Annotated in this window: 16 protein-coding genes; 3 read left to right on the plus strand and 13 right to left on the minus strand. The window is 69.4% G+C overall.

Going from position 1 to position 19,575, the window contains the following annotated elements; genetic code table 11:
• Positions 1 to 47: 47 nt before the first annotated feature.
• From A4W93_RS04220 to A4W93_RS04230, 3 genes are all read right to left on the minus strand, one after another.
• Positions 48 to 752, minus strand: coding sequence for an ABC transporter ATP-binding protein (locus A4W93_RS04220; RefSeq protein ID WP_085749420.1), 705 nt, complete (start codon positions 750 to 752; stop codon positions 48 to 50).
• Between the two features lie 19 nt (positions 753 to 771).
• The gene (locus A4W93_RS04225; protein WP_085749421.1) at positions 772 to 1,536 is read right to left on the minus strand and encodes an ABC transporter ATP-binding protein; all 765 of its coding nucleotides are present in this window, start codon (positions 1,534 to 1,536) and stop codon (positions 772 to 774) included.
• Between the two features lie 254 nt (positions 1,537 to 1,790).
• Complete coding sequence (locus A4W93_RS04230; protein ID WP_085749422.1) at positions 1,791 to 3,995, minus strand: 3-hydroxybutyrate oligomer hydrolase family protein; 2,205 nt, start codon at positions 3,993 to 3,995, stop codon at positions 1,791 to 1,793.
• Positions 3,996 to 4,202: 207 nt separating this feature from the next.
• Between A4W93_RS04230 and A4W93_RS04235 the strand changes: the two genes are divergently transcribed.
• On the plus strand, positions 4,203 to 4,772 hold the full coding sequence (locus A4W93_RS04235; RefSeq protein WP_085749423.1) for a helix-turn-helix transcriptional regulator: 570 nt from the start codon (positions 4,203 to 4,205) through the stop codon (positions 4,770 to 4,772).
• A gap of 4 nt (positions 4,773 to 4,776) precedes the next feature.
• On the opposite strand, the gene A4W93_RS04240 is transcribed toward A4W93_RS04235, so the two are convergent.
• Complete coding sequence (locus A4W93_RS04240; protein ID WP_085749424.1) at positions 4,777 to 5,421, minus strand: 2-dehydro-3-deoxy-6-phosphogalactonate aldolase; 645 nt, start codon at positions 5,419 to 5,421, stop codon at positions 4,777 to 4,779.
• A gap of 44 nt (positions 5,422 to 5,465) precedes the next feature.
• Complete coding sequence (locus A4W93_RS04245) at positions 5,466 to 6,389, minus strand: 2-dehydro-3-deoxygalactonokinase (RefSeq protein ID WP_085749425.1); 924 nt, start codon at positions 6,387 to 6,389, stop codon at positions 5,466 to 5,468.
• A gap of 106 nt (positions 6,390 to 6,495) precedes the next feature.
• Here A4W93_RS04245 and A4W93_RS04250 point away from each other — a divergent pair, with 106 nt between their 5' ends.
• Complete coding sequence (locus A4W93_RS04250) at positions 6,496 to 7,224, plus strand: FadR/GntR family transcriptional regulator (protein WP_085749426.1); 729 nt, start codon at positions 6,496 to 6,498, stop codon at positions 7,222 to 7,224.
• A gap of 6 nt (positions 7,225 to 7,230) precedes the next feature.
• On the opposite strand, the gene A4W93_RS04255 is transcribed toward A4W93_RS04250, so the two are convergent.
• A complete protein-coding gene (locus A4W93_RS04255) occupies positions 7,231 to 8,889 on the minus strand; it encodes an alpha-amylase family glycosyl hydrolase (protein ID WP_085749427.1) in 1,659 nt (552 codons plus the stop codon).
• A 100-nt stretch (positions 8,890 to 8,989) separates the two neighbouring features.
• The gene (locus tag A4W93_RS04260; protein WP_085749428.1) at positions 8,990 to 9,964 is read right to left on the minus strand and encodes an aldo/keto reductase; all 975 of its coding nucleotides are present in this window, start codon (positions 9,962 to 9,964) and stop codon (positions 8,990 to 8,992) included.
• A 108-nt stretch (positions 9,965 to 10,072) separates the two neighbouring features.
• Here A4W93_RS04260 and A4W93_RS04265 point away from each other — a divergent pair, with 108 nt between their 5' ends.
• Positions 10,073 to 10,969: a LysR family transcriptional regulator gene (locus A4W93_RS04265; RefSeq protein WP_085749429.1), complete on the plus strand. Its 897-nt coding sequence runs from the start codon at positions 10,073 to 10,075 to the stop codon at positions 10,967 to 10,969.
• 24 nt (positions 10,970 to 10,993) lie between these two features.
• On the opposite strand, the gene A4W93_RS04270 is transcribed toward A4W93_RS04265, so the two are convergent.
• From A4W93_RS04270 to A4W93_RS04295, 6 genes are all read right to left on the minus strand, one after another.
• Positions 10,994 to 12,091, minus strand: a complete 1,098-nt coding sequence (locus A4W93_RS04270; RefSeq protein WP_085749430.1) for an ABC transporter ATP-binding protein — start codon at positions 12,089 to 12,091, stop codon at positions 10,994 to 10,996.
• Between the two features lie 10 nt (positions 12,092 to 12,101).
• Positions 12,102 to 13,010, minus strand: a complete 909-nt coding sequence (locus A4W93_RS04275; protein WP_085749431.1) for a carbohydrate ABC transporter permease — start codon at positions 13,008 to 13,010, stop codon at positions 12,102 to 12,104.
• On the minus strand, positions 13,007 to 13,903 hold the full coding sequence (locus tag A4W93_RS04280; protein WP_085749432.1) for a carbohydrate ABC transporter permease: 897 nt from the start codon (positions 13,901 to 13,903) through the stop codon (positions 13,007 to 13,009). The genes A4W93_RS04275 and A4W93_RS04280 overlap by 4 nt, the downstream gene beginning before the upstream one ends.
• Positions 13,904 to 13,990: 87 nt before the next feature.
• Complete coding sequence (locus A4W93_RS04285) at positions 13,991 to 15,250, minus strand: ABC transporter substrate-binding protein (protein WP_085749433.1); 1,260 nt, start codon at positions 15,248 to 15,250, stop codon at positions 13,991 to 13,993.
• Positions 15,251 to 15,543: 293 nt separating this feature from the next.
• Complete coding sequence (locus A4W93_RS04290) at positions 15,544 to 17,820, minus strand: glycoside hydrolase family 3 protein (RefSeq protein WP_085749434.1); 2,277 nt, start codon at positions 17,818 to 17,820, stop codon at positions 15,544 to 15,546.
• Between the two features lie 208 nt (positions 17,821 to 18,028).
• A complete protein-coding gene (locus tag A4W93_RS04295) occupies positions 18,029 to 19,492 on the minus strand; it encodes a sensor histidine kinase (protein ID WP_085749435.1) in 1,464 nt (487 codons plus the stop codon).
• Positions 19,493 to 19,575 lie beyond the last annotated feature (83 nt).

The following is a 19,575-nucleotide window of genomic DNA, read 5'->3' on the forward strand; positions in this document are numbered from 1 at the left end:
TCTGGAGTTCTCCTGTTGGATGAGAGCAGAGCGGGAGGGTGGGCGTGTCAGACGCCCAGGTATTCGTGGAGGCTGTCGAGCTTCGACGGCAGTTCGGCCTGCGTGAAGGCCTGCTGGATGCGGCCGTGTTCCATCACGAGGAAGCGGTCGGCGAGCGGCGCGGCGAAGCGGAAGTTCTGTTCGACCATCAGGATCGTGTAGCCCTTCTTGCGCAGCGTGGTGATCATCTGGGCGAGCTTCTGCACGATGACCGGGGCGAGGCCCTCGGAGATCTCGTCGAGCAGGAGCAGCCGCGCGCCGGTGCGCAGGATGCGGGCCACGGCCAGCATCTGCTGCTCGCCGCCGGACAGCCGCGTGCCCTGGCTGTGCGCGCGCTCCTTCAGGTTCGGGAACATCTCGTAGATCTCGGAGACGGCCATGCCGCCCTGCGCGAGCATGGGCGGCAGCATCAGGTTCTCCTCGGCCGACAGGCTCGAGAAGATGCCGCGTTCCTCAGGGCAGTAGCCCACGCCGAGGCGGGCGATGCGGTGCGGCGACAGCGAGATGGTCTCGGTCCCGCGCACCTTGATGGAGCCCTTGCGGCTGCCGATCAGGCCCATGATGGCGCGCATGGTGCTGGTGCGCCCGGCGCCGTTGCGGCCGAGCAGCGTGACGACCTCGCCCTCGTTCACGTCGAGGTCGACACCGTGCAGCACGTGCGATTCGCCGTACCAGCCCTGGAGGTTGCGGATTTCGAGGAAGGGAGTTGCCATGGTGTTCTCGTGGCTCGCTTCAGTGGCCTTGCAGCTGGGCGTCGGCGCTGCCCATGTACGCTTCCATCACGGCCGGGTTCTTCGAGACCTCGGCGTACGGGCCTTCGGCGAGGGTGGCCCCGCGCTGCAGCACCGTGATGGTGTCGGCGATGCTCGAGACCACGCTCATGTTGTGCTCGACCATCAGGATGGTTCGGTTGGCCGACACCTTCTTGATCAGCTGGCGGATGCGGTCGACGTCTTCCAGGCCCATGCCCTGGGTGGGTTCGTCGAGCAGCATCAGCTCGGGGTCCATCGCGAGCGTGGTGGCGATCTCCAGCGCGCGCTTGCGGCCGTAGCTCAGCTCGACGGTGGGCAGCGCGGCGTAGGCGTCGAGGTCGACCGACCGCAGCAGCTCCATCGCGCGGGCGTTCAGCGGTTCGAGGATCGACTCGGCGCGCCAGAAGTGGAACGAGGTGCCGAGCTTGCGCTGCAGCGCGACGCGCACGTTCTCGAGCACGGTGAGGTGGGGGAACACGGCCGAGATCTGGAACGAGCGGATGACGCCGCGGCGCGCGATGCGGGCCGGCGACTCGTTCGTGATGTCGCTGCCGTTGAAGAGGATCTGGCCCCGCGTGGGGATCAGGAACTTCGTGAGCAGGTTGAAGCAGGTGGTCTTGCCGGCGCCGTTCGGTCCGATCAGCGCGTGGATGTGACCGCGCTGGACCTTGAGGTCGACCTGGTTGACCGCGACGAAGCCCTTGAACTCCTTCGTGAGGCCCCGGGTTTCGAGAATGGTGTCCATCGGATCTTTCCTGGCTTCGAGGTGGCTGGGCGCAGGCCGCGCCCACGGTGGAACAAGCGATGGTGGCCCGACGTGTCGTGGACAGCGGACGCAGCGAAGAATACGAACGAGGTTGTGCCCCAGCAATGCGCAAAATTACCTTAGGGTGTTCCCTCGACCCATCCCACACCCGCAGGCCGGGTCGGCCTGCGGGTCGTCAGCGCCGTGTCAGCGAGACGGGGTCGGTTTCACTTCAGTTCGCGCTCGGTTCGCGCTCAGTTGGGAATGACGATGGCACCGGCCGCGGTGGTGATGGTGTCGCCGGCCGCGGGCGCGGCCGCGATGTCGGGCACGTTCGCCGCGGCGATGGCGGGCGCCGCGCCCGGCGTGCCACCACGCGGCACGGTGCGCACCACCTGGCTCGGGGGCAGGGCGGTCTGCTGCTTCATGTGGGCCCACATCAGGTCGAGCGCCTTGTTCATGTAGTGGTGCACCGGGATGAACAGCGTGTCGTAGCCCACCACGCCGCCCGCGGCGGGGTTGAAGCCGTCGAAGTGCTGGCCGTTGAGCACCTCGTAGTAGCGCAGCTTGCTCGCGGCACCTTCCACCTTCGAGTTGTAGGCGGCGTACGCGCGGGCGGTGTGGTTCGGCGGCAGCAGCGTGTCGCTGCGGCCGGCCACGATGACCGTGGGCTTGCTGCGCAGGTTGCCCGACATCAGCACCTCCTGCACCCCGGCCTGCACCCGCGTGCTGCGCGCCAGCGCGGCACCGGTGAGCGGTGTGCCGGTCACCGTGTCCACGCCCTTGACGAGGTCGTGCAGGCACAGCAGGCCGTCGAGCGAACCGTCCATGCGCTGCGTGGACGGCGACACCCCCACGTGGTACAGCTTCGCGCCGCCCACCGAGTCGTTGTAGACCACGTCGCCGCCGGTGTTCAGGCCGTTGCCGGTGGCGAACAGGATGGCCTGCGTCGCGGCCACCTGGGCCGCGACGTTGCCGGTGGCGTCGACATTCGCGAGGCTGAAGCCGCAGACGTTGTCGCCCACCGAGAAGCGGCCATAGGCGTTCACGTAGTCCAGCGCGACGTACACGTCGGCCAGCCGGTAGTGCGAGGCGTGCAGCGCGTCGTGGTTCGGGTCGGTCCAGCCGTAGGCGCGCATCTTCGCGAGCGCGTCGTCGGCCTGGGCCGCGGTGGTGGCGCCGGTGACGAGGCCCTTGTCGGCCAGGCTCTGGCAGCGGTTCGTGGCGATGGTCTGCAGCTCGACGCCGCCGACCATGGTGAACGCGTTGCCGAGCGGCGCGGTGCCGCCGCCGAACCAGCCCGGGCGCACGCCGGTGGGCGCCTGGGCGGACGCGGAGATGGCGGCGCACGGCTCGTAGATCATGCGCCAGGTGAAGTAGTCGGCGAGCGGGCGGCCGGCGTTCGCGACGGCGGCGCCGCCGGCCGTCACGGTGACCCCGGCCATCGACTTCGGCTGCACGTTGGGCTCGGAGACGGCCACGGCGTCGATCAGGCCTTCGGTGTCCTGCTCGGCCGCCTGGATGGACTCGCCGCCGCCGTTCGAGACGGACGAGGCGATCACGAGCACGTTGCCGGCCTGGTAGGACCGCAGGTGCTTGCCGCTCGGCGTGTCGACGGCGGCGTACTCCTCGTTGATGGCCCACAGCGCGAAGCGGATGCTGTCGAGCACGTTGCGGCCCCAGTCCTTCTCGGGGTTCTGCTGCGAGTGCGCGTGCTTGTAGGCGAAACGGTTCGGCGTGGCGGTGTTGAAGTCCGTGAGCGCGGTGCCGGTCAGGTCGCTCGCGAAGTGGGCGTCCTTGCCCGCGGTGGCGCGAGCCACCAGCCGGCCGTCGATCAGGTTGACCTTGTCGGCCTGCAGGTCGTGGTAGCCGATGCCCTTGCCAGCGTCGGTGTAGGCCACCGCGCAGCCGCGCTTGAGGCCCCATTCGCCCGAGGTGCCGATGGCGCCGTAGATGCCGCGCGAGCCGGAGGACGGCGCGGTGATGATGCAGGGGGCGGTGCGGTCGAAGGTCGAGGGGATCTGCACCATCATGCCCACGTTCTTGCGCCCGGTGCCGTCGTCGGCGAACGCGATGAACTCCTTGCCGGCGATCTTGCCTTCGCCGGCGGTGACGGTGCCGGCGGACGTGACGTTCGGGCCGTACAGGGTGCCGTAGCCGCCGCCCGCGGAGAAGTCGACGAGGGCGCGGTAGTTCACGTAGATGGCCCGGCGGCGCAGCTCGGCGGCGGTGGGGTTCACCGGGTCGGCGAACGTGGGGGCGGCGCCGGCGATGCCCGTCTTGCCGAGGCCGGCCGTCAGCAGGTCGTCGGTGGTGCCGTCGTAGCTGGTGGTCTTGACCGTGCCGAATCCGGCGGGCAACTGGTTCAGGTCGGGGGTGTCGTCGTCGTCGCTGCAGGCGCCGAGCGCCAGCGGCAGGCAGAGCAGGGCGGCGGCGAGCCGCGTCAGGGTGTGCGTCATCGGATCTCTCTCTCGGGAAGAAGGTTGATGAACATCCAGCCATGTGTCGGGTGACACATTTCCGCGGCGACACCACGTCAAACTAACGGTTTCCCACAGTTGAAATCAGGGTCTTCCGGGTCAGACTGGTCACCGTGGGGCAGGAGCGTACGAGGGCCCCCTCCGTGCCACAACCCGCAAAATTTCCCTAGGGCTTCCCCCAAGGTCATGTCGATCGACCCGCTGATTTCAGACCCGCGCATGGCGTTCGTGTTCGACAAGGCCCCCGTGGGCCTGTGCGTTTCCGAACACCGCATCATCCGCCGCTGCAATGAGAAGTTCGCCGCCATCTTCGGCTACGAGGTGTCCGAGATCGAGGGGCAGTCGTTCGCGATGCTGTACCCCACGTTCAGCGAGTTCGAGCGCATCGGCCAGCTGAGCCAGACCAGCATGCGCGCCTCGGGCCTCTACTCGGACGATCGCATCATGCGGCGCAAGAGCGGCCAGCTGTCGTGGTTCCATTCGGTGGGGCAGTCGATGGACCCCGACGTGCCGTTCGCCGTGGCGGTGTGGATGTTCGAGGACCTGGAGGCCACGCGCCCGGTCACCGTGGAACTCACCGCCCGCGAGCGGGACGTGGCCAGCCTGCTCGTCACCGGCGCCACGGCCAAGACCATCGCCCGCACGCTGGGCCTGTCGCCGCGCACGGTGGAGCACTACCGCACCAAGCTCATCAACAAGTACGACGTGCGCACCACGCACGAGCTGATCTCGCGCCTGGTGGGGCCGGTGCGCTGATCCCTCAGTGCGCCGCGCGGGCGCGCCACGCCGCCACGAAGGCATGGGCGCTGGCGGCCACGTCCTTCGGGGTCATGCCCGGCGTGAACAGCTGCGAGCCGATGCCGAAGCCGGTGGCGCCGGCATCCACCCACGATGCGAGGCTGGGCGCGGTGACCCCGCCCACGGGCCACAGCGGCACCCCGCGCGGCAGCACCGACTTGAACGCCTTGAGCCCCGCGATGCCGATGGATTCGGCCGGGAACAGCTTGAGTGCATGGGCCCCCGCCCGCAGCGCGGTGAATGCTTCGGTGGGGGTGGCCACGCCCGGTGCGCACAGCATGCCCGAGGCCTTGGCGTGGGCGATGATGCCCGGGTCGCAGTTCGGCGCCACCATCAGGCGGCCGCCGGCCTCGTGCACGTGGTCCACGTCGTCGATGGTGAGCATGGTGCCGCCGCCCACCCACACGTCGGGTGGCGCGATGCCGGCCAGCCGCCGGATGCACTCGACCGCGAACGGGCGGTTCAACGGCACCTCCAGCATCCGGAAGCCCGCCCCGATCAGCACCTGGCCGATGACCTCCGCCTCGTCGGGCACGATGCCTCGCAGGATGGCGACCAGCGGCGGGTCGACGGCGGCGAGGAATTCCGCAGGAGTGTTCTGGGTCATGGGCACACCCTATGCCTTTCGGTGGCGGTTTCCAAGAGGGACAGTCAGGACAGCGCCTGGCGCACGCGCGGCGCAAGATGCCGGAGGGCGGCCAAGTGCACCTCACGCGGGTCGAGGATGTCGAGCTTCACCCGCATCAGCGCGGCAGCGGCCGCGTGCCCCTCGGCCAGCGCGCGCGAGCCGATGGCGTGCACCTGCGCGGGCGGCCGGTCGCCCCACGTGCGGCGGCGGTCGTGCCATTCGGCGCCCATCAGCAGACCGCTCAGGTACGACGCGGCGTGGGCCGCAGGCATCTCGCCCGTGACCACCTTCGCGCGGCAGCCGAACAGCGTGGTCGACAGCGCGCCGTCGCGGGCCGCGGCCACGCCGGCCTCGAAGGCGGCGGGCGAGGCGACCGGGTCGCGGCTGGCCGCGGCCAGCGTGCCCTGCGTCGACAGCAGCGCATACAGCTCGCCGGTCATGAAGGTCTGGAACGCCACCAGCCGGCCGTCGCGCACCTCGGCCCACTTGCTGTGGGTGCCGGGCAGCACGAACCAGCCGTCGCGCACGCCCAGCGCCACGGCGCCGAGCAGCTGGGTCTCTTCGCCGCGCATCACGTCCACGCGGCCGTCGCCGCGCCAGCGCACGCCGGGCACGATGGCTGCCGGGCGGCCGAGCGTGGGGGCCGGCACCGGCACGAGCGCCTGGGCGAGCGATTCGAGCGGCTGGCCGGCCTCGATGTAGGGCACCTCCTGCCAGCCCATCGCGCTGCCGATCATCCCGGACATCACGACCGGCGCGTCGGCCGGCACGCCGGGCAGGTGCAGCAGCAGGTCGGCGAGCGAGGCCTCGAACCGCCCGCGGGCCGCCAGCACGCCCTGGTCGTCGGCGGCCTCGGCGGCACAGGTGCCGTCCGGCGCGAGCAGCCAGGCGCGGCGGTTGGTCGTGCCCCAGTCGATGCCGACGAGGGCGGAGGCGGGAGGGCTCATGCGGGGCTCCGGGACGAATCTCCATTCATCATACAATATGGTCCAGCCGCAGGCGGCCGGGCCGATAGACTCCGTCATCGCCATTTCGCCCCGCCCGCCACCCCCCATGGCCACCCACCGCCCGCCTTCCGCGTCCACCTACGCCGGCCGCAACCTGCACGGCAAGGTGGTGAACGAACTGGGGCGGCGCATCGCGGGCGGCGACTATCCGCCCGGCGCGACGCTGCCGGTCGAGGAGACCTTGTGCGTGGAACTGCAGGTCAGCCGCACGGCACTGCGCGAGGCCGTGAAGGTGCTGGCCGCCAAGGGCCTGCTGGAATCCCGTCCCCGCGTGGGCACCCGCGTGCGGCCGCCGGAAAGCTGGAACCTGCTCGACCCGGACGTACTCGCCTGGCGCTGCGCCACGCGGCCCGACCCGGCCTTCCTGCTGCAACTCGCCGAGATGCGGGAGATCTTCGAGCCCGCGGCCGCCGCGCTGGCGGCCCGTCACCGCACCGGCGAACAGCTGGCCGCGATCGAGGCGGCGTTCGACGCGATGGCCTCGGCCGAGGAACTGGGTGCCTGGGTGCAGGCCGACCTCGCGTTCCACGACGCCGTGCTGCAGGCGACGGGCAACCCGCTGCTGTCACCACTGGCCGCGATGATCGGCTCGGCCCTCGAGAGCCTGCTGGGCCTCACGGCCCGCACGGCGGACAACTTCAACGCGAGCCTGCCGGACCACCGCGCCGTGCTCGACGCCATCCGCCAGGGCGACGGGGTCGCCGCGCGGGGGCGCATGGAATCGCTGCTGGGGGACACGCGGGCGCTGATGACCCGGTCCGCGCCGTTCGTGTGACGCCGGTCAGGACCCCACGACGAACACCGACACCGACTGCGGCGGCAAGGTGAAGCTCGCGTTGCCGTAGGCATCGGCCGCCGCGTCGGCCGCCCCCGCCGGGAACTCGCGCTCCAGCACCGCCGTGGCCGGCAGCCCGCTCGCCGACGCGGTGGCGGCCGTGGTGCCGTAGTTGATGGCGATCACCGTGCGCTCGTCGCCCAGCGTGCGCTGGAACGTGTAGACGAGGCCGTTGACGGTCGGGTTGTCGTAGGTGCCCCGCGCGATCGACGGCAGCGCGTGGCGCAGCGAGATCATCGCGCGGTAGTGGTTCAGCAGCGAGTTCGGGTCGTTCTCCTGTGCCGCGACGTTGTTCGTCGCGACGTTGGCCGAACGCGCGCGGAACGGCGTGCCGGTGGTGAAGCCCGCGCGGGCGGTGTCGCCGGTCCAGCTCATCGGCACGCGCAGCTGCACGTCGCCGTCGATGTTGCCGCGGCTCATGCCGATCTCCTCGCCGTAGTAGATGAACGGCGTGCCCGGCTGCAGCAGGTACGTGGCGGCCGCGAGCTTGTACTGCGCGACGTTGCCGGCGAGCTGGTCCCAAGGGCGCGGGCCGGCGAAGGTGTCGTGGTTCGACAGCAGCGTGGACTTCGTGGAGGCCTGGCCCGTCGGGAAGTACGAGGCCGACGCCTGCACCGCCCAGGCTTCGCCGCGTGCGGCCGCGATCACCTGCTGCTGGTGGCCGAAGGCGAATGCGCTGCCGCAGGCCGCGTTGTTCGCATCGACGGCGGGCGGCGCCTCGCACACCATGAAGCGCTGGTGGTAGGCATCGAGCACGGTGCGCACGTCGCGCATCAGCGGCAGATTCTCGGGCTGGGCCTCCCAGGCCTGCGGGCCGTTCTCGACGAGGTTCGCGGTGGCGTCGAAGCGGAAGCCGTCCACGCCGCGGTTGAGCCAGAAGCGCAGGCTGTCGTGGTGGTACGCGACGACGGCCGGCGTGCGCAGGTTCCAGTCCGGCATCTGGTCCCAGAAACCGGCGAAGTAGGCGCCCGTCGTGGTGGCCAGCGTGTACCAGGGGTTCTTGCCGTAGATGTTCCAGCCGCCCGGCAGGCTGTCCTTCCACACGTACCAGTCGCGGTAGGGGCTCGTGCGCGAGGCCTTCGACGACTGGAACAGCGCGTGGTCGGCCGCGCTGTGGTTCATCACGTAGTCCATGACGATGCCGATGCCCAGGCGGTGGGCCTCGGCCACGAGCGCGTCGAAGTCGGCGAGCGAGCCGTAGTCGCGTTCGATGCCGCGGTAGTCGGTGACCGCGTAGCCGTGGTCGTGGTCCTGGCTGTTCGTCACCGGCATCAGCCACAGGCCGGACACGCCCAGCGACTTCAGGTACGGCAGCCGGCTTCGCAGGCCCTTCAGGTCGCCCTGGCCGTCGCCGTCGCTGTCCTGGTAGCTGCGCACGAAGATCTGCGCGAAGACACCCGTCTGCCAGTGGGCCGGCAACGCACTGCCCGGGTCGTTCACCGTGACCGCGGCCATGGGGTCCGACGGCTGCGACCCGGAGGACGGGGAGGGTGGGGGAGGCGCGGGCGCCGGGGCGGTGTCGCCACCGCCGCCACCTCCGCAGGCCTGGAGGATCAGGAGGGAGGTGGCGCACACCAGCGTGCGCAGCGAGGGAGCGAGCGGCATGGAACGAACTTCGATCGATTCGGGAGAGGCCGGGAATTGTCTCGTGATCGATCAAGAGCCGTATCGGCGGTTACCCTCGTGATGGGGGCCGCGCGGTCCGTCAGGCGTCGTTCAGGCGGCGCATCGTCTCGCCGTCGAGCGCCAGCGTGGGGGCCGCCAGGGCTTCGTCCAGTTGCGCCACGCTGCTGACGCCGAGCACGGGCAGCACCGGCACCGTGCCGCGCAGCATCCACGCGAGCACCACTTGATTGGGTGTGGCGCCCAGCGTGCGTGCCACCTCGTGGAGCACCGCGCGGCGCCGATCCGCGCCGGGCGTGTCGTAGTCGGCTGGCAGCGGGCGGTCGGGGCGGGCGTAGGCGCCGGACAGCAGCGCCGAGTAGCCCAGCACGGTCAGTTCGCCGTCGGTGCCGGCGTAGTCGACCAGTTCCGGCGTGACCGGGAACTGCGTGGCTTCTGGCGCCGGTGTGCGCAGGTGCCGCGCTTCGAGGTAGCTGTGCCGCATCTGCACCGCGCGGAACAGCGGCAGGCCGGCCTGCCGTGCGTGGTCTCTCGCGAGGGCCAGCCGCCAGGTGGGGTAATTGCTCGCGGCGACGGCGCGCACGTCGCCATCGCTCACCAGCGTGCCCAGGGCGCGCAGCGTCTGCGAGAAGGCCGTCGCGCGGTCGTCGACATGGGCGTAGTACAGATCGAGGCGGTCCACGCCCAGGCGCTTCAAGCTGGCAGCGGCCTCGGCCTTGATCACCGAGGCGGCCAGTCCCTCGCGGTTGAACGCCGAATACGGCTGCGACGGGTCGCGCGGTGCGGCGCCCACCTTCGAGGCGATCACGACCCGGTCGCGCAGCCCGCGGCTGCGCAGCCAGCGCCCGATGAGCGCCTCGCTCTCGCCGCCGCGGCCGCCGTCGGTCCAGAAGCAATAGCAGTTGGCCGTGTCGATGAAGTTGCCGCCCGCCTCGACGAAGCGATCCAGGATCGCGAACGACGTGGGCTCGTCGATGCGCGTGCCGAAGTACATCGTGCCGAGGCACAGCTCGGACACGTGGAGGGAAGGGTCGTTGCCGAGGGGAAGGTGTTTCATGGGGCCTCCGGGATTGCGGTGTGAGGTCACTGTAGGCACCCGGGGCACGCAGGAGAAGCCGGCGGGACGGCGGTACATTCCAAACTCTCAGTTGGGAATCGAACCGCCATGGACCAGTTGCGAGCGTTGACGCTCTTCTCGAAGGTGGCCGCGATGGGCAGCTTCCAGCGTGTCGCCGTCGCCGAGGGCATCACCGCCCAGGCCGTGGGAAAAAGCGTGCGCCAGCTCGAGGAGCACCTCGGCGTGCGACTGCTCCACCGCACCACGCGCCGCTGCACGCTCACCCAGGAAGGCCAGGCCCTGCTCGACACGACCCGTGCGCCGCTCGACGACCTCGGGCGCGCGCTGCAGCAGGTGCACGCGACGAGCCAGCAGGTGGCCGGTGCACTGCGCATCAGCGCCGCGCCGTCGGCGCGCGGGTTGCTGGCCGAGCCGGTGGCCCGGTTCTGCGAACGCCATCCGCGGGTGCAGGTCGACCTCCTCGCGCACAACGCGTTCGCGGACACCGTCGACCAGCGCGTGGACGTGGGTTTCCGGTCCGGGCACGAACCCTGCGGCGACCTGGTGGCGCGCCGCCTCTTCACCGTGCGCCAGCAGCTGTGTGCCGCCCCGGCGTACCTGGCGCGCCACGGCACGCCGGCGACCCTCGGCGATTTGCGCCGGCACCGCTGCACCGTCTTCCGTGACGCGCAGACCGGCCGGCCCTGGCCGTGGCAGCTGGGTTCCGCGGGCGAGGCGTTCGAGCCGGACGCCGCGGCGTGCACCAACGACCCGGAAACCGAGGTGGCGCTGGTGCGCGCCGGGCTCGGCATCGGCCTGCTGGACGGCATCTGTGCCGCGGACGACCTGCGGGCCGGGCGGCTGGTGGTGGTGCTTCCGGACCTGCATCCGGAAGACCTGGGCTTCTACCTGTACTACCCGAGCCGGCGGCGCCTGCCGCAGCGCACGCGCGCGTTCATCGACTTCGTCGTGGCCCATTTCTCGGGCCATTCCGCGGGCCGGTGAGGCACCGGCCCGCCCCGCGCGGCGTCACGCCACCGCGAGCTGCGGCTGGGCCGCGTTCACGCGCTGTTCGGTCTTGGCGTCGAACAGGTGCACGTCGGCCGGCTGCCAGTTGAGCGACACGGTGTCGCCCACCTTGCCGTCGACCTTGCCCGGCACGCGGATGACGAGCGGGCCCGCGGCGGTCTCGACGAACGCGTAGCTTTCCGGGCCCGTGGGTTCGATCATCGTCAGCTTGCCGGCCAGGCCCGTGCCGGCGGGCGCGAAGCGAAGCGCTTCGGGCCGCAGGCCGTAGACCAGTTCCTGGCCATCGTGGGCAGCCAGCGCGGCGCCCAGCTGAGGGCCGAGCGGCAGGTCGACGCCGTTGGCCACGAGCGTGTTGCGCTCGCGCTTCGCCTTGATCATGTTCATGGCCGGCGAGCCGATGAACTCGGCGACGAACTTCGTGGCGGGGCGGCTGTAGATCTCGTCGGGCGTGCCGAACTGCTGCAGGATGCCGTCGCGCATCACGGCGATGCGGTCGCCGAGGGTCATGGCCTCGACCTGGTCGTGGGTCACGTAGACCGTGGTGGTCTTCGTGCGCTGGTGCAGCAGCTTGATCTCGGCGCGCATCTCGACGCGCAGCTTGGCGTCGAGGTTCGACAGCGGCTCGTCGAACAGGAACAGCGACGGCTGGCGCGCGAGCGCACGGCCCATCGCGACCCGCTGGCGCTGGCCGCCGGAGAGCTGGCCCGGCTTGCGGTCGAGCAGGTGGTCGAGCTGCAGCATCTTCGAGACCTTGTCGACGAGCACCTTGCGCTCGTCCTTCGGCACCTTGCGCATCTCGAGCGCGAACTCGATGTTCTGCGCGACCGTCATGTTCGGGTACAGCGCGTAGCTCTGGAACACCATCGCGATGTCGCGGTCCTTCGGGGCCACGTACGTGATGTCGCGGTCGCCGAGGAGGATGTTGCCCGAGGTGGGCGAGTCGAGGCCGGCGATCATCGACAGCAGCGTCGACTTGCCGCAGCCCGACGGGCCCACGAGGATGATGAACTCGCCCTTCTCGATCTCGAGGTCGACGGACTTGAGGATGTGGTGCGAGCCGTAGCTCTTCTTGACCTGGCGGATGGACAGTGCGCCCATGATGTTCTCCTTAACCCTTGACGGCGCCGGCCGTCAGGCCACGCACGAAATATTTGCCGGCGATCACGTACACGAGCAGCGTGGGCAGGCCCGCGATCAGCGCGGCGGCCATGTCGACGTTGTATTCCTTGACGGAACTCGTGGTGTTCGCGAGGTTGTTCAGGCCCACGGTCACCGGCTTGGAGTCGGCACCCGAGAAGACCACCCCGAACAGGAAGTCGTTCCAGATCTGCGTGAACTGCCAGATCAGGCACACGACGATGATGGGCGTCGACAGCGGCAGCACGATGCGCGTGAAGATGCGCCAGAAGCTCGCGCCGTCCAGCATCGCCGCCTTGATCAACTCGTCCGGCAGCGCCGCGTAGTAGTTGCGGAAGAACAGCGTGGTGCCGGGCAGGCCGCACAGCAGGTGGACGAGGATCAGGCCCCACACCGAGCTCGCGATGCCGAGCCAGCCGAGCACCTGCGACATCGGCAGCAGGATCACCTGCAGCGGCATGAACACGCCGAACAGCAGCAGCGCGAACATCGTCTCGCTGCCCTTGAACTTCCACTTGCTGAGCACGTAGCCGTTGATGCCGCCGAGCGCGGTGGACACCAGCACGGCCGGCACCACGATCATCACCGAGTTCCAGAAGAACGGCTGCAGGCCGTTGCAGTCCGCGCCGGTGCAGGCGGTGGACCAGGCCTTGCCGAACGCGGCGAAGTCGACGGCGTGGGGCAGGGCCAGCAGCGAGCCGCCGCGGATCTCGTCCATCGACTTGATGGACGTGACGACCATCACGTACAGCGGCAGCAGGAAGAAGGCGGCGAAGCCGATCAGCACGGCCCACAGCAGCCAGCGCTGCCAGGTGAGCGAGCGGCTGGGCGCCGGGGCGGACGCGGCGGGCGCGCCCAGGGTGGTGGCGCTGCTGCTCATCGCTTGGTGCTCCGGAGTTCGCTGTAGAGGTACGGCACGACGATGGCCGCCACGACGGCGAGCATCACGGTGGCCGAGGCGGCGCCGAGGTTGATCTGGCCGCGGGTGAACGCCATCGAGTACATGTAGGTGGCGGGCAGGTCCGTGGCGAAGCCCGGGCCGCCGGCGGTGAGGGCCATCACGAGGTCGAAGCTCTTGATGGCGATGTGCGACAGCACCATGATGGTGGAGAAGAACACCGGCCGCAGGCTCGGGATCAGGATGCGCCAGTAGATGCGGGGCAGCGAGGCACCGTCCACCTGGGCGGCCTTGATGATCGAGTCGTCGATGCCGCGCAGGCCGGCGAGGAACAGGGCCATCACGAAGCCCGCGCTCTGCCAGATGCCGGCGATGGCCACGCAGTAGATGGCCTTGTCGGGGTCCACCAGCCAGTCGAACGTGAAGCTCTCGAACCCCCAGCCGCGCACGGTGGCCTCGATGCCGAGGCCGGGGTTCAGGATCCACTTCCACGCGGTGCCGGTGACGATGAAGCTCAGCGCCATCGGGTACAGGTAGATGGTGCGGAGCACGCCTTCCTGGCGGATCTTCTGGTCGAGCAGCACGGCCAGCAGCAGGCCGAGGGCGAGCGCACCGCCGATGAACAGCGTGGCGAAGATGGCCAGGTTCCACGAGGCCACCTGGAAGCGGTCGCTCTCGAAGAGGTTGATGTAGGGCTCGATGCCGGCGAACTCGTAGTTCGGCAGCAGGCGCGAGGCCGACACCGAGAAGTACGCGTTCCACAGGATCAGCCCGTAGATGAAGAGGAAGCCGAGGACGAACGACGGGGCGACGACGAGCTTCGGGAGCCAGTCGATGCGCGGCCGGGCCGGCGAGGTGCTGGGGGTTTGACTCATGAAGTGGGTGGCCCGGGGCGGACTCGTGATCCGCCCCGGGCCGGTCTCCTGCGGGCTAGCTGAGGAAAGGTCGGTCGAGGACCCGGATCACTTGGCCTTGGCGGCGGACACGAGCTTGTCCATCACCTGTTCCGGCGTGTCCTTCTCGCTGTTCCAGTACTGCGACACCACGTCCTTGATGGCACCTTCGGCGGCGCTCGACACGGCCATGCCGTGGGCGATCGACGGCACGAGGCTGCCGGCCTTCGACGTCTCGACGAAGTCCTTCGACGACTGCTTGGCGCAGCTGTCGAACTTGTCGAGGTTCATGTTCAGGCGGACCGGGATGGAACCCTTGTTCAGGTTGAACAGCTCCTGGAAGGCGGGCGACATGATCGCGCCGGCCAGGTTCTTCTGGGCCTTGATGTTCGCTTCGTTCTTCAGCTGGAACATGGCGAAGCTGTCGACGTTGTAGGTGTAGGCCTTCGACGTGCCCGGTGCGGCCACGCATTCGAAGTCCTTGCCCGGCGTCTTGCCGGCGGCGATGAACTCGCCCTTGGCCCAGTCGCCCATCAGCTGCATGCCGGCTTCGCCGCGGATGACCATCGCCGTGGCGAGGTTCCAGTCACGGCCCGGAGCGTTCTTGTCGGTGTAGTCCTTGACCTTCTTGAAGGTGGTCAGGACTTCCTTCATCTTCGCGCTCTTGAGCGTGGCGGGGTCCAGCTGCACGAGGGCCTTCTTGTAGAAGTCGGCACCACCGACGCCGAGGGCGACGTCTTCGAAGATGGTGAAGTCCTGCCAGCTCTGGCCACCGTGGGCGAGCGGGATCAGGCCGGCCTTCTTGATGGCTTCGGCGGCGGTGAAGAACTCGGCCCAGGTGGTGGGCGCCTTCACGTTGGCCTTCTTCAGCACTTCGGGGTTGACCCACAGCCAGTTCACGCGGTGCACGTTGACCGGCGCGGCGATGTAGTGGCCCTTGTACTTGAGGCCGTCGGCGATGGCCTTGGGCAGGTTGGCGTCCCAGTTGTCGGCCTTGGCGACGTCGTCGAGGTTGGCGAGCACGCCTTCCTTCGCCCAGTCCTGCAGCGACGGGCCCTTGATCTGGGCTGCCGACGGCGGGTTGCCGGACACGACGCGCGACTTGAGCACGGTCATGGCCGAGTCGCCACCACCACCAGCCACGGCGAAGTCTTTCCACGTGTCGCCCTTGGCCTGCATCGTGGCGGCGAGGGCCTTCGCGGCCTTGGCTTCACCACCCGACGTCCACCAGTGCAACACCTCGACCTCGCCGGCGTGGGCCAGCAGCATGGTCGAACCCAGAGCCAGCGCGGCTGCGGCTTGCAGCGGCTTGACGGAGAACTTGCGCATGTTTTTCTCTCGCTTTCAGTAGGGAGGGGAGGGCATGAGCCCCTTGAAGTCATGGAGAAAAGATGCCGGCAGGGAGGAGCGGGGGCACCCCGGGGCACATCGACCTTCCAGGGAGATCGATCCCTCGATTCTTAATGAAAGATTAATTGACATTAATGAGTAATAACCCTCAGGCCGGATGCGACCGGAACAGGGATGTGCGGGGGGCGGACGAAAAAAGGGCCGGTCCGCCCCGGCGTTCGCCGAGGCCGAACCGGCCATGAGCCCCAGAGGAAAAGGAAACCGTCAGCGGGTCAGTAGGTGAGGCCGAAGCCGAACGGGAACAGCGTGTCCGCGGCCGGGTACCCCGGCACGTCGGGCTGGTTGTCGAGGATGGCCTGCACCTTGTTCGCGAGGGCGAACGGCATCTTGCCGGCCGGCTTCACGGCGGCGCCGGTGGCGAGCACCTTGCCGCCCAGCACGTCGAGCAGTGCGGTGTTGCTCACCCCGAACCCGGCCACGATGGCGCCGGCGTCCTTCAGACCGCTGGCGTCGTCGAGCACGTACGGCTGGCGGAAGTAGATCGCGAGCACGGTCTTGCCCGGACCCACCTCGTTCATCACCGCCTTGATCTGGTCGAGCGAGGGCGAGACGAGCCACGACTGGGCCGTGTCCATCTCGGTGAAGGACAGCATGCCGTTCTCCCACGGGAACGAGCCGCCGAACACCAGGCCGCTGTCGATGCAGGCCTTGCCGGCGTCGTCCGCCGAGAAGTCGGCCGGGGACACGCAGCGGTCGCTCGAGCCCCAGCTCTTGCCGGTGGCCGGGTTGATGCGGCCGCCGGTGGCGGGGTCGGTGCTGCTGTAGGTGCTGGTGTACTTCGTCGTCGTCCCCGGCACGAGCCGGTTGTTCGACACCTCGACGCGGATGATCGCGACGTCGTGCCCCGCGGCGCTCGGCCGCGCGCCGCCGACCAGCGCCTCGCCGTCGGTCACCGTGTAGCCGTACTTGTCGACGTCGCTCTTGGCGAGGCCCATCGTGTAGACCTTGGCCCCGGCCTTCAGTGGCAGCGTCTTGCCGCCGCCGGCCTGGTCCTTGTTCTGCAGCAGCACGATCGACTTGCGCTGGATGTCGAGACCGGCGGTGCGGTTGGCATCGCTGCCGATGGCGCCCGCGGCGAGCGTGGCGTCCACGTACGGGTTCTCGAACAGGCCCAGCTGGAACTGCTCCTTCAGCAGGCGTTTGGCTGCTTCGGTCACGCGGGCCTCGGAAACGAGGTTGGCGGTGACGAGGTCGACGATCGTTTTGTTGACGTTGAAGCCCGACAGCGTCTCGGTGCCTCCGTTGATCGCCGCGGCGACGCGCTCGGCGACGCTCTTCTTCTCGAGGCCCCAGGCGCGGTCGTTGATGATGCCGGTGTCCGAGTTCACGTAGCCCTGGAAGCCCAGCTTGCCGCGCAGCAGGTCGGTCACGATCTGCTTCGAGAAGGCCATGCCGGTCTGCTCGTACGTCACGCCTTCGTACGTGACGTTGATGGGCACGCCGTAGTACGGCATCACGGACGACACGCCGGCGTCCAGTGCCGCCATGAAGGGCTTGAGGTGGTAGCCGAAGTTGCCGCCCGGGTAGACCTGGTTCTTGCCGTGGGCGTAGTGCGGGTCGAGGCCCATCTCCTGCGGGCCGCCGCCGGGGAAGTGTTTCATCGTCAGCGCCACGGCCGAGCTCGGCGACACCGATGTGCCGTCCTTGAGCGCCGTGCCCTGCAGGGTCTGCACGAGCGTCTTCATGATGTTGGCGTTGAGGTCCGCGTCCTCCGTGAAGGTCTCGTGGACGCGGTACCAGCGCGGTTCGGTCGACAGGTCGGCCATGTAGCCGTACATGCCGCGCAGGCCGATGGACTTCCACTCGTTGCCCATCACCGTCGCGAAGTTCCTGATGAGCGACATGTCGCCCGCGCCGAGCGACGCGGCGGCGAGGCCGGCCTCCTTCGGGAACTCGGTGAACGCGCCGGCGGCCTCGTTGATGCCGACGCGCGCGTCCTTCTCGTAGTGGTTGCGCGCGTTCGACTTGAACAGCGAGGGGATGCCCAGGCGGCTCGCCTCGCTCATCGCCTGCACGGCGTTCGTGAACTCGGCCGCCTGCTGCGGCGTCACCTGGCCGGCCGCGGGCGTGGCGGTCACGACGCTGCGGAAGATGAAGCGGCGCATCTGCTGCGTCTGCACGAAGTTGGTGGCGTTCGCGGGCAGGGCGCCGGCGGTGCCGGCGTTCATCGTGTCGATGAGCATCAGGCCGGCCTTCTCCTCGAGGGTCATCAGCGAGACGAGGTGGTCGATGCGCTCCTGCAGCGGGCGGCGCCAGTCCTCGTACACGTCGAGCGTGCCGTTGCCGTTGGCGTCCTTGAACTGCTTGCCGTCGACGGTCAGCACGGCCTTCGTGCGCACGCCGATCACGGGCTGCGGGGTCTCGGCCACGGTGTCGTCGTCCCCGCAGCCGGCCAGCAGCGATGCGGAGAGGGCGCCGGTCAGCAGGATCTTCAGGGCGACGGGGCGAGGCACCGGACGGCGGCGTGCACGAACCAGGGATTCGTTCATGAGGTACTCCAGAAAGTCGATGGGGTTCCTGTCGCGGCCGCAACAGACCAGAAGGGTCGTCAACACAGCGTGTTAACGTTATCTTCGTTGACTTTGCAAGGATTGCTGATGGGGATATCCCTGTAGGAGATTGCCCACAGGCTCGGCGGCCCACCCGGATCGTTTGGGTGTGTTTATCGATAACAAGACCGCGCGCCCGAGGCGCGGGTCAGGTGGCGCGGCGCAGCTGGATGTGCACGCGCAGGCCGCGGGGGATGCGGCTGTGCAGCTCGACGCGGCCGTCGTGGCGCTCGACGATCTCCTTCACGATCGCGAGGCCCAGGCCGCAGCCGCTGCCCTCGTGGGTGGCGCGGAAGAAGCGCTCGAAGACGGCCTGGTGGTGTTCCGGCGGGATGCCGGGGCCGGAGTCCTCGACCTCGACGATGGCCTTCTGGTCCTGCGCGAGCACGCGCACGGTGACCTCCGCACCGCGTCCGGCATAGCGGATCGCGTTGTCGACGACGTTGACCACCGCCTCGCGGATCAGCAGCGCGTTGGCGTCCACCATCACGGGTTGCGGGGACCTGGCGCCGGGATCGGCCATGCCGAGGTCGATGCCTGCGGCGAGCGCGCGCGGCACCATCTCGGCGGTGGCTTCCTCCACGGTGCGGCGCAGGTCGAAGCGCGAGCGGCCCATGCTGTTCGTGGACTCGGGCTCGGCGCGGGCAAGCGTCAGCAGCTGGCTCACCAAGTGCGCGCTGCGCGTGGCGCTGTCGTGCACGCGCTGCAGCCGGGCCTTGAGCGCCGGGTCGTCGGTCTCCTTGAGGGCCAGCTCCGTCTGGCCCTTGAGGCCGGCGAGCGGCGTGCGCAGCTGGTGGGCGGCGTCGCTGATGAAGCGCCGCTGGCCCGCCACGCTGTGCTGCACGGCGTGCAGCAGCTCGTTCAGTGCGTTGACGAGCACCCGCACCTCCTCGGGCGACGTGGCGAGCTGGATGGGCGTGAGGTTGTCGGGGGCGCGGTCGACCACGGCGTCGCGCAGGCGCGCGAGCGGCGCGAGGCCGGCGCGGATGCCGGCCCACACGATCACCGACATCAGCAGCACGAGGCCGCTGAGGGGCAGCGCCATGTCGACGAGGATCTGGCCGGCGAGCGCGTCGCGGCTCGCCCGGCTCTTGGCCACCTGCACGAGCATGGTCTGCGGCGTGTCGTCCTCGCCCCAGCCCACGTACAGCGCGGCGATGCGCACCGAGACCGGCGTGCCGTTCTGGTCGGCGACGGTGGCGTTGTAGAACACCGGGTCGTTGTAGGGCGGCATGGTCGCCCCGTTGGGCGGCAGCGGCAGCTTGTGGTTGCCGAGGATGAACTCGCCCGGGGGCGAGCTCACCATGTAGTAGACCTTGTCGTCGGGGTCGGACTCGATGATGTCGCGCGCGGCGCGCGGGAAGTCGATCAGCAGCCCGTTGCCGAGCGGCTTGACCTGGCGGCCGAGCGCCTGCGACGACTGGTACAGGTTGCGGTCGATCGCGAGGTTGGCGTAGCGCGCGGCGACGTTGTACGTGATGAACGCGGCCGCCGCCCACAGCACGAGCTGGGGCAGCAGCAGCCACACGAGCAGGTGCGTGCGCAGCGAGCGCGAACCGGGTGTGAGCCACGGGACCGTGCGCAGGGATTGGGAGAGGCGTTCGATGGGCATCGAAACCACGTCATCCCGGCGAAGGCCGGGACCCTGTGCGCACGCCGAAGGTCCCGGCCTCCGCCGGGATGACAGCCTGCTGG

Origin of the sequence: Piscinibacter gummiphilus (assembly GCF_002116905.1) — a bacterium.
GTDB classification, from domain to species: domain Bacteria; phylum Pseudomonadota; class Gammaproteobacteria; order Burkholderiales; family Burkholderiaceae_C; genus Rhizobacter; species Rhizobacter gummiphilus.